Origin of the sequence: Aminobacter sp. BE322, assembly GCF_050433525.1 — a bacterium.
Classification (GTDB): domain Bacteria; phylum Pseudomonadota; class Alphaproteobacteria; order Rhizobiales; family Rhizobiaceae; genus Aminobacter.
Map to the genome: position 1 here is coordinate 134,959 of NZ_JBNPXB010000012.1, position 6,668 is coordinate 141,626.

Here is a 6,668-nt window from a genome sequence, read left to right on the forward strand (position 1 = left end):
TTCGGACCGGCCGCGATAGACGCACACGCATGAACACCTCGTCCATCAGCTACAAGCGCCATCGTTTTCCGCCCCAAATCATCGCCAATGCGGTATGGCTCTACTTTCGCTTTCCGCTGAGCCTGCGCTTGGTCGAGGAACTGCTACTGGAGCGCGGCATTGTCGTTTCCTATGAGACAATCCGCCGATGGGGACTGAAATTCGGCCCGGACTATGCTCGCCGGCTCCAAAGGAAGCGTCCAGGCCCGAACGATACCTGGCATCTGGATGAAGTCGTCATCGGCATCGCAGGTAAGAGGCATTGGCTTTGGCGGGCCGTCGATCAGGATGGATATGTCCTTGACGAGATCGTCCAGAACCGCCGCAACACCAAGGCTGCCAAGCGATTGCTGATGCGCCTGTTGAAGAAACAGGGTGCCGCGCCCAAGCGCATGATCACAGACAAGTTGCGATCCTATGGAGCAGCCAGGCGACAAGTGATGCCGGCCGTCGAGCACTGGTCGCACAAGAGGCTCAACAATCGAGCCGAGAATTCGCATCTGCCGCTGCGAAAACGTGAAAGGACGATGCAGGGTTTCCGATCGCCAGGAAGCCTCCAGCGCTTCGTCTCGATCTTCTCGGCTCTTCGCAATCTATTCGTCCCGCCCCGCTCAAAACGCTCTGCTCTCGCCATCTACATTCACCGCCTGCAAGCGATGGCGGAGTGGAACGTCGCGGCTGGGAAACTCGCGTGAATTGAGCATCACCGGATCAGCGCAATCATTTTCAGATAACGTGACAACACCCCTTGGTGAGGTCGTCGAACGCTCCCAGACCTTCGCCTTGGACCAGCGCGAGAAGCGCTTGTGCAGTGTCTTCCACTTGCCGTAGCGCTCCGGCAGGTCATGCCAATGGGCGCCCGATCGAAGCACCCACAGCACACCATTGACGAAAAGACGGTTGTCAGAGCCAGTCCGTCCCGGATCACCAGCCTTGCCCGGCAACAGTGCTGCGATCCGCCGCCACTGCACCTCGCTCAGTTCATATCGTTTCACTGACATCATCAGGTCTCCGCCAAATCACGGAAACCTATGAATCACGCTTCCATCCCGCCGGGAATCCTGAATGTCGATTGGCCCTAGCGCGCGTTCCTTTGTTTTGGCCATGCAATACACTTTCGAAAAAATGATAGAAACCTCACGTCTCGACCGCAATCGGGACAGCGACGGCTGCTTCCACCGGAGTGAAGATGTCGACGTGGGCGCCGGGCGCCCTAATCGTTACGATCAGAGCGTACCGAGTTACCGCGTCGAAACGTTCCAGGTAAGGTTTTTCCTTCCACCACCCGCCCACAGGGAAGACGCCAATCGCTTCCCGCTCGGCCAGGTCGGCGGCGCTGCCCGACCAGAAATCGGCGTGCAGCGAGCCGCGATCACGAAAGGTGCCAAGCAGCCACTCCTCTCCGCCTCCAGCCGGCGCCCCCTCCTCTTCGTCGCGAGCGGCCTGATTGATGCGGGCACGGAATTCGTCGACTGTTTCAGTCGCCGATTTCACTCTGAACCGAAGGCCATGGGACGCGTAGCGATGCCGGCGCGTCCATCCGCGCTCGCCGGGGTTGGGTTCGATGAAATACGACAGCGTCGCTCGCAGCTCGACCTGTGCAGCGCCGAGCGCGGCCAGCTGCTCCTTGGGCCAAGGCAAGCGATGCAATTTCATGTCACGGGTTTTCGCGGCCGCCCCGTCCTCCCGCTGAAAAGGCTGCAATTCGTCTTCGACGATGAGCGTGAGGTCGTTCGCCGTTGACAGGAGTGCGCGCCCTAGGTCTGGCACGCCGTAGCCATAGCGCCGCACCAGCGCCTGAATTTGACCCTTCGCGCCATTGCAGGCGTCGATCCGTGCGCGCATCGGCGGAGTCCACTCGGCCGAGTGGACGATCAAGGCACGCACCGTTTCAGGCCAAAACCCAGGGCGAGCTGCGATAATCTGTCCTGCCATCCGTGCCGCATGTGCCGTCGCGGCGCTCGAATCGCCGATGGTCGTGAAGTGGCGCAGGTCGGGACGATAGAAGGTTGTCAAAATCTGCAGATCGTCGATCGGCTCACCGGGCAAGGCTCCGTCATAGGCGAGATTGCCGCCTTCGAAAACTACGTCCGGCTTAACCGGCCACTGCCTATCCCAGATAACCGAGGTGCGACTACGTGGAGAGAGCTCGCCAGCTGGTGCAATTGACGCGAAGCCCGCGAAGGTAGCGTCCACGATGTCTACCTTCTCGGTGAAAGCGCCGACCGTTAGCGCGTTCCAGGCCTGAGCGGGATCATCGACTGCCTCCAGATCGTTTCGCGTCAGATGATCTGCCGGCATGAGGTCCTCACCGATATTGCCGGCCGAGAGAATGATCAAGCGCCGCTGTTCCTGCTCGCAACAGAGTTGGTCGACAGCCGCAGACCACGATGTCGGTCTTCCACGCGCCGAGTTCGGGCTAGTTACGGCCATCGCAAAGGCGCGGCGACGATTGGGCGCCTGGATCTCGGCGCGGGCAATCGCTTCGCCGGTGATCGCGCCATAGAGTTCTGGATCGTTCGCCTCATCCTCGGGCGGAAGAATGCGCACGCTCTCAAGCCGAAAAGGCAATGGAACCGGATCGCCTCCGACCATGACGGGGACCAGATCGCCATAAAGAGCGACGCCTGCCATCCGCGTACCGTGGCCGCTCCACACAGGTGTATCGTCGCTGCCCCATGCCGGTTTGATCGTGTGCCAATCCTCGACGGCAAGCGCGGGTTCGATCAATGGATGGGTGCGTCGCACGCCGCTGTCGAGAACGCAGACTGCAATGTCGGTTTCCGGCGGTGTCACGCGCTGGAGGAGCTCGTCGCTCCAGTCCCGTTGCTCGGCGCCGCCCAGACCCATGAAGAAGGACGGCGTATCCTTTGCGCGCCGCAGCTCGGCGACGACATCGCTATGCGCGACCAGTCGGTCGAGTATGGCCGCGCTCGCAAGCGCGAGCATGACCACCCGCTCCGGGAACCTCACCGCATGCGCGCGTATCGTGATGTTCAGGGCCTGGGCAATGCGCTCGAAGTTCTCGCGGCTACCCTCGCGCAGCCAAACCTCCCACCACACCCGTTCATCGGCGACTTGAGGAAAGAGGTCGGCGGCGTCGGTGAACAAAGACCTTGCAGTCGCAAGGCGCACGGTTTCTATACGCGAGATAAGCGGTTCGTTCCTCGGCCTGCCCCGATCAGTGTCGACGTCGCGATACGCCTCGACCTTCCTCAGATAGTAGGCTTCCGCACGTTGCGGCACGAACACCGACGCTGTGATTGGAGCGCCGGGCTGAGCCGGCTCTTGCACGGCGACGAGTTCCATGTGCTGCCGACGATCGGCCAATTGATCGAGACCCACTCGCTCCGATGCTGGCAGATCGATCTCGAGGTAGAAGCCGGGGGTGCCCACCGACAGCTGTGCGTTTCGCGCCGCAATCTGCTGCCGCGCACTTTCGACGGCCTGTTCGATCGATTGCATCAAGGCGGCGGCGTGCGCTGCGCGATCGCGCGCCGGCAGCGGCGATGGCTCGATGCGCTGGTTTGGCCGCCGATACGCTTCACGGATGCCGTTATTAAGGAGGTGGATGTGGGGACGGTCGCGCGGAAAGTCGTCTGCCATTATAACCTGTGCTGTCGCTAATCAGACAGCGAGGCCTGCCGGCGTTCCGTCAGCGCGTCTAACAGCGCCTCCGATGTGATCCGCTTCCCGCCCCGCAATATGATGGTTTTTGCTGCGTCGTCCGCCGCGCGGATAATCTCCGCCTGCGACAATCTCTCGGCCTGAGAAATCGCCTTGTTCCAGGCAAGCCCCCTGGTGTCGAAGCGATCAAGTCGAGCCCGAAGCAGCGCCTCGATGAGTGGCTGATCGGGGACGGCGTATTCTATGACGTCGTCGAAACGGCGGAACAAGGCCCTGTCGAGCAGCTCGGGATGGTTCGTTGCCGCGATGATCAGGCTTTGGCTGTCGTCTTGCTCGAGAAATTGCAAGAACGAGTTGAGCACGCGCCGGATCTCGCCTACATCCTGACGTTCCCCGCGACGCGCTCCAATGGCATCGAACTCGTCAAAGAAGTAGACGCCGCGGGTCGACTGCATTGCGTCAAATACAAGCCGCAGCTTGCCCGCCGTCTCACCCATGAACTTGGTGATCAATCCATCGAGGACAATCGTGAAGAGGGGCAGATGAAGCTCGCCGGCCAATGCCGAGGCGGTCATGGTCTTGCCGGATCCGGGCGGACCGACCAGAAGAAGTTTGCGTCGGGGAACCAGACCGTGCTCGCGCAAGCTGGCTTGTTGGCGCTGCTCGCCCAGCACGCGCTGCAGGCGAGCGCGCAGGCTATCCGGCAGAATCATGTCGGTCAGCCGCAGGTCAGGATAGCGCGCATGCAGGAGCCCTGCGAGTTCGCCCTTCGGCTGAACAAGGGGAACCGGGCGGGCGCTTTTCGCAATCCCGGTGTCCCTGCTCTTGGCCGCATCGATCAGGTTCTTGAGGTCCTGAGCAAGCTTGCCATGGCCCTGACGCGCCTCATGCGCAGCAAGCTGCATCGCGGTGGCGAGGAAACGATCCTCATCGCCGGCAATGTGGCTCTTAAGCAGCGTCACGATATGGCGGGCAGTAGTCATAAGCTCTTCTCGGGTCTCCATTCACACGGCAACGCGCATGCGACGTTAACTTTTCAACCGCGATTTGTATCGCGCAATCGTGTTTTTTCCCTTGTCGATGTTCGCACGATTCTTCAGCCGTCGACTTTTACTCCATTGTCTTCATGGTCGCCCTCCCCGCCAGCCAGCCCGGCCGGAATGTCGCCGGCCAACAGCCTCTCTTTCGACAGCAGCCCGGCATCCTCGAGTGCCTCGAAATCCGGCAGGTCGCGTAGCGTGTCGAAGCCGAAGTGGGAGAGGAACGCCTTGGTGGTCACGTAAGTATAGGGCGCGCCAGGCTGCGGCGAGCGCGGTCCCGACGCGATAAGATCCTGCGAGCGTAGAACCCCGATCAGATCGCGCGATACCTCCTTGCCAAAGAACGACGATAGCTCGCCGCGGGTGATCGGCTGGAAGTAGGCAATGCCCATCAGCACCAGCGCTTCCGATTGAGTCAGCTCTTTTTCGCCCTCGCGGCCTTGCTGGCCGACGGCGGCCTGGATGGCGTCGCCAAAAACCTTTTTGGTCCGATGCTGCCAGCCGCCGGCGACCGACACCAGCTCGTAGGGCCGCCCGGCGAGCTCGGCGCGAATGTCGTCGATGATCAGCTCGATGTTGCAGCTTTTGCCAACCACTCGCGCGAGCACACTACGTGTGACCGGCGTGCTGGCGGCAAAGATTACCGCCTCGACCCGCCCCATCCATTCCCGCCAACGCAGTTCCGGCGGCAGGTGCTCGAGCTCGCGGTCGAACAGCCCGAGCTGCTCGTTTTGCCCTTTGCGCCCGGCGAATCCGACCATAGCTACAGCCCATACAGCCGGAAGGAGGAACGACCCGACAGCTCTCGCACCGCCTCGAATGTTTGTAGCCGCTCGAACAGCCGGCGCGCCCCGAACCGCGACAGGGTTTTGGTGGTCAGCGAGCCGGGCACGGCATCGTCATCGAGCAGCTTTTTGATCGCGTCACCAGCCCCTTTGGCGCGCAGTTTTGGCATCACTGCCGCAAGCCGCTCGGCGCGCCGCGACAGCTCACCAGCCAATCCACAAGCATCGGCTGAGCCCTGGACCAGCGCCAGGCACACCGCCCCTTCAAATCCTTCCCCTCCCGGTCGGATGCGTGTCCCTGCCGCGCGCGCTCCTTGAGTACGAAAGGCGGGGCCAAAAGCCTGCGCCATCAGCAGCGGTACCGGCCGTGGCCAGCGCAGTTTTTGCGCCAGCACCAGATCGGCGCACCACCAGGCCAGCAATTCTGCGCCAGGCGACAGGGCAACAATCTGGCTGGCGATCGCCGCGGCGACAAACGGCGCCGGGCGGCCGGAGCGGACCAGGTCGTTAATCGCCCCCGGGAGATCGGCAAAGCCGTCGTCCCAGCGCAGACCGAGCAGCACGACCACTTCGGCCAGCCGCGCAGTGTCGATCACCGGCGACCGGGCCGCGAGCTGCCGCCACGCGGCCAAAATGGTGCCGGCGGGACCGGGATCACCGGCGGCAGGGCGCAGATACCAGGCGTCACGGAGCGCACTCTCATCTTCGCTCCGACCGGCGAGGCGCACGGCGGCGGCGGCGCATTTCAGCGCCAGCCGCTGGCGCCAGGCGCCGGCCCAGGGCGGTTCGGAACGCACCAGAGTGTCGAGCGACGTCAAGGCGGCGCCGGCAAAGAAAGCGGCGTCGGTTTCGTGGTCGACGGTCCCGCCCGGCAACGCCCAAGACGGAACGCGCGGCGGCGGCGGCGAAGCGGCAAGCGATGAGTCGGTTCGAATCATGGTGGATATCGTAAATCGTGCGTGCGCTTTTGACTATATCAACGCCATCAAAACGCACCGCCTGTCGTGCGGCCATAATGACTGATAATGTTGCATTATCGTTCGTTATGCTCTTTATAGAAGAAATGGCCGTTGTCGCTCGTTTTGTCAGCTGACCGGATTTCGTGAGATTCGCCGCCTTTTTGAATCGGTTTTCGTGAGACTACGTGCGCGGTGCCGAAACAGCCTCGCATTAAGCC

General features: G+C 62.1%; 5 protein-coding genes and 1 pseudogene. 1 reads left to right on the forward strand and 5 read right to left on the reverse strand.

Features of this window, described 5'->3' with window-relative positions; all coding sequences use genetic code 11:
• Nucleotides 1-29 precede the first annotated feature (29 nt).
• Complete coding sequence (locus J2X50_RS17365; RefSeq protein ID WP_429096783.1) at nucleotides 30-734, forward strand: IS6 family transposase; 705 nt, start codon at nucleotides 30-32, stop codon at nucleotides 732-734.
• Nucleotides 735-803: 69 nt separating this feature from the next.
• On the opposite strand, the pseudogene J2X50_RS17370 reads toward J2X50_RS17365, so the two are convergent.
• The 5 genes and pseudogenes from J2X50_RS17370 to J2X50_RS17390 all read right to left on the reverse strand — a co-directional run.
• Nucleotides 804-1,034, reverse strand: a pseudogene (locus J2X50_RS17370) (transposase); the annotation flags it as partial.
• A 142-nt stretch (nucleotides 1,035-1,176) separates the two neighbouring features.
• A complete protein-coding gene (locus tag J2X50_RS17375) occupies nucleotides 1,177-3,645 on the reverse strand; it encodes a S8 family peptidase (RefSeq protein WP_429096785.1) in 2,469 nt (822 codons plus the stop codon).
• 17 nt (nucleotides 3,646-3,662) lie between these two features.
• Nucleotides 3,663-4,649: an AAA family ATPase gene (locus J2X50_RS17380; RefSeq protein WP_429096787.1), complete on the reverse strand. Its 987-nt coding sequence runs from the start codon at nucleotides 4,647-4,649 to the stop codon at nucleotides 3,663-3,665.
• 113 nt (nucleotides 4,650-4,762) lie between these two features.
• Complete coding sequence (scpB, locus tag J2X50_RS17385) at nucleotides 4,763-5,467, reverse strand: SMC-Scp complex subunit ScpB (RefSeq protein WP_018431406.1); 705 nt, start codon at nucleotides 5,465-5,467, stop codon at nucleotides 4,763-4,765.
• Between the two features lie 2 nt (nucleotides 5,468-5,469).
• Nucleotides 5,470-6,429, reverse strand: coding sequence for a DUF1403 family protein (locus J2X50_RS17390; RefSeq protein ID WP_429096789.1), 960 nt, complete (start codon nucleotides 6,427-6,429; stop codon nucleotides 5,470-5,472).
• Between the last annotated feature and the right edge of the window lie 239 nt (nucleotides 6,430-6,668).

Excerpts from the sequence above, each read along its gene's own strand:
- J2X50_RS17375 (WP_429096785.1), bottom strand. The coding sequence starts at position 3,645 with ATGGCAGACGACTTTCCGCGCGACCGTCCCCACATCCACCTCCTTAAT.
- J2X50_RS17390 (WP_429096789.1), bottom strand. The coding sequence starts at position 6,429 with ATGATTCGAACCGACTCATCGCTTGCCGCTTCGCCGCCGCCGCCGCGC.
- J2X50_RS17380 (WP_429096787.1), bottom strand. The coding sequence starts at position 4,649 with ATGACTACTGCCCGCCATATCGTGACGCTGCTTAAGAGCCACATTGCC.
- J2X50_RS17365 (WP_429096783.1), top strand. The coding sequence starts at position 30 with ATGAACACCTCGTCCATCAGCTACAAGCGCCATCGTTTTCCGCCCCAA.
- scpB (WP_018431406.1), bottom strand. The coding sequence starts at position 5,467 with ATGGTCGGATTCGCCGGGCGCAAAGGGCAAAACGAGCAGCTCGGGCTG.